We start from the raw sequence: 2542 nt of genomic DNA on the forward strand, positions 1-2542 counted from the left end.
ATTCTTACTGCCTGTTTCTCCGTCAAGGCTTCTCAAACCGAGGACGGTAATTCTCCTGCAACAGCTTTTCCACATCTTCTTCCCGGTAGAGTACTTTTCCGCCTAACTTGACAAAGGAGATTCTTCCCATGTTGCGATAATCCTGTAACGTGCGCCGGTTGATATGCAACAGGCGGGACAGTTCATCGTCCGTCAGATAGCGATGCCCGTTAAGCAGAGGTCTGTTCTTTTTCCGCAGGACATCTATCCCCTTTATCATGCGGTCGCTCGCGTTAAGAAAGTGCGCAATCTCTTCGTTGTTCTTGGTCTTTACATCGTTGTCCATATTTTACATCGGATTTAGTGGTGATACTATTCATTGGTCATAAAGCGGAGGATTGTTCGAGCAGTTTCCCGACATCCTCCGGCTTGTAGAACATCTTATACCCTATTTGAGTATAGGGCAGCATTCGGTTGCTACGGTAGGTCTGCAAGGTACGCAAACTGATGTTCAGGATTTGACAGACATCCTGATTGTCCAGCCATCTGCCCATACGTCTTTCATCACTTTCCCGACACAGGGCATCGACTTTTGTAGCCAAAATACGAAAACGTTCCATCATGGTTTCATACGTTTTCTTCTCGATTGTAATTACTTCCATATCCTTGTCTGTTTTAATTTTACACTTTGTGCAAATGTACTTATGGCGTAAGTATTCAAGACCAGCATTTCCTTTATTGCGTACTTGTGGCTTCGATATGGATGCTTTTGTCGTATGGCTTTTGGAATCAGGCAGAAAAATCTCTATTCAGTACATATTTAGCATACAATCCGGACGGTTTTAACTCCCGAACTTTGCAGCATAATCAAATTCAAAGCGTCATGGATGTCATAACAATTGAAAGTAAAGCCTACCACGAACTGATGGGCAAGATAGAGAAAATCCTCCGTTATGTAGAGAAAGAGGAAAAGGCAAAGATAGAGTACGAAAACCGCCTTGTTACCAACGATGAGTTAGCCGAGATCCTCGGTATCAGCAAGCGTACCCTTCAGCGTATGCGCAGTACGGACAGAATCAGCTACAAGATGATTTATGGGCGTTGCTACTACGACCTGCATGACATCGAGAAGGCAATACGGAACAAGAGCCTGTACTGCAATCCTCAAAATCTGAAAGAGCTACGGCATAACTTCGAACTTAAAAGCAGGAGGATAAAGAATGGAACTATTGGATAGAGAGACTTTCCTTGAATGGATGGAACGCATCATGAAGCGTTTCGATGACTTGAAACAGACGACTGCCGACATACCCCAACGTCCGATGATAGATGGAGAACCGCTGCTGGATAACCAAGAGGTTTGTCTGATGCTCCAAATCAGCAAGCGCACCTTGCAACGTTATCGGGCATCGGGTACACTTCCTTTCCACATCGTTTACCACAAGACGTGGTATTTGGAATCGGAAATCCTTGCCTTTATGCAAACCCACTTTACGGAGAACCTCAAACGCAAGAGGAAGAGAGTGCCCAAAGACACGTAATTTTGGATTGATCGCAACAGCAAAGCCCCCGTTTTGTCGTAATGACAAGTCGGGGGCTGCTGCTTGAATTACAGATTACATTTTCGGTCTGACGATAAACACCTTTTCTGCCAAAGACGGCGGTAGTCCGTCCATTGCGGGCTGTGTAGCGGAGATACTCTGCCCGCTGCTTTCCAACGGTCTGTCGGTTTGAGCCGCAGAGGTGCTGACGGAGGGGGCGGCGACAGTCGGCTCAATCGGACGCGACCGTTCCAATTCTTCCGCCTTTCCTTCGCCGTCCTGCATCACCTCCGTTCCTTCTTGCTCACTCTCTCCCTGCTCGATGGGTTTTAGAGAGAGCTGTATCTTGCGGTCAAGGGCAGCGAGTTCCGTTTTGAGGTCTTTGAGCTGCTCTTCCTTCTTCCAAGATCCGTTCACGACCTCCTGCAAAACCGGAATATCCTTGGCTATCTTTTCCGTGTCCGCCTTAAACTTCTCAATCAAGCCGGGTATCTTCTCCAAGGCGTTCAGGAAATTCATGCAGGCGAGTTGCGGGTCTGCCGCAATCCTACCATTGTTGTAACTGTACTTCATTCCACTTTCTCCCATCACGAAGAACTTGTTCTGTGAAAGGTCGAAAAGGTCTTTGGAGGAGGACTCCGTCTTGACCACAAGATTAAATCCGTAGAGTGTTCCGATATTGAAATACTCTCCCCGTGTGCAGGCTTTCTCGTTGATTTCCGCAAGCTTGGCGGCAATGCGTTTCGGGTCGCTTCCTTCCACCCCTTTGAGTGTTATCGGGTTGAGGATATTGCCCTCCTTATCCTTCTGTACACGACTTTGGTACAAGTCCCAGTCGCTTTGGAAACGGGCTATCAATTCCTTGTTTCCGTCCACCGTTCTCATAACTTCGTCCAATCGGCCTCGGGAGGATGACTTACTGCGAATGAACGCCTGCCGTTCACTGTCCAAACCGGCAATCTTCTTTTCCAACTTTGCCTTTTCCAGCAGGTCGGTATTTCCGGAGAGGATGGCGACATACT

At 47.4% G+C, this 2542-nt stretch carries 4 protein-coding genes and 1 pseudogene; 2 read left to right on the forward strand and 3 right to left on the reverse strand.

Annotated features, from left to right (window positions below):
• Positions 1 to 22 precede the first annotated feature (22 nt).
• The gene (locus BN93_RS13240) at positions 23 to 325 is read right to left on the reverse strand and encodes a helix-turn-helix domain-containing protein (protein WP_004366620.1); all 303 of its coding nucleotides are present in this window, start codon (positions 323 to 325) and stop codon (positions 23 to 25) included.
• Positions 326 to 362: 37 nt separating this feature from the next.
• Positions 363 to 641, reverse strand: coding sequence for a helix-turn-helix domain-containing protein (locus BN93_RS13245; protein WP_004366619.1), 279 nt, complete (start codon positions 639 to 641; stop codon positions 363 to 365).
• Positions 642 to 862: 221 nt separating this feature from the next.
• Between BN93_RS13245 and BN93_RS13250 the strand changes: the two genes are divergently transcribed.
• Both BN93_RS13250 and BN93_RS13255 read left to right on the forward strand, forming a co-directional pair.
• Positions 863 to 1216: a helix-turn-helix domain-containing protein gene (locus BN93_RS13250; RefSeq protein WP_004362427.1), complete on the forward strand. Its 354-nt coding sequence runs from the start codon at positions 863 to 865 to the stop codon at positions 1214 to 1216.
• A complete protein-coding gene (locus BN93_RS13255; RefSeq protein WP_044260816.1) occupies positions 1200 to 1520 on the forward strand; it encodes a helix-turn-helix domain-containing protein in 321 nt (106 codons plus the stop codon). The genes BN93_RS13250 and BN93_RS13255 overlap by 17 nt, the downstream gene beginning before the upstream one ends.
• A 75-nt stretch (positions 1521 to 1595) precedes the next feature.
• Here the strand turns inward: BN93_RS13255 and BN93_RS13260 are convergent.
• A pseudogene (locus tag BN93_RS13260) lies at positions 1596 to 2542 on the reverse strand (DNA methylase); the annotation flags it as partial.

The organism is Prevotella conceptionensis 9403948 (genome assembly GCF_000312305.1).
Taxonomy (GTDB): domain Bacteria; phylum Bacteroidota; class Bacteroidia; order Bacteroidales; family Bacteroidaceae; genus Prevotella; species Prevotella conceptionensis.

Excerpts from the sequence above, each read along its gene's own strand:
- BN93_RS13245 (WP_004366619.1), bottom strand. The coding sequence starts at position 641 with ATGGAAGTAATTACAATCGAGAAGAAAACGTATGAAACCATGATGGAA.
- BN93_RS13255 (WP_044260816.1), top strand. The coding sequence starts at position 1,200 with ATGGAACTATTGGATAGAGAGACTTTCCTTGAATGGATGGAACGCATC.
- BN93_RS13240 (WP_004366620.1), bottom strand. The coding sequence starts at position 325 with ATGGACAACGATGTAAAGACCAAGAACAACGAAGAGATTGCGCACTTT.
- BN93_RS13250 (WP_004362427.1), top strand. The coding sequence starts at position 863 with ATGGATGTCATAACAATTGAAAGTAAAGCCTACCACGAACTGATGGGC.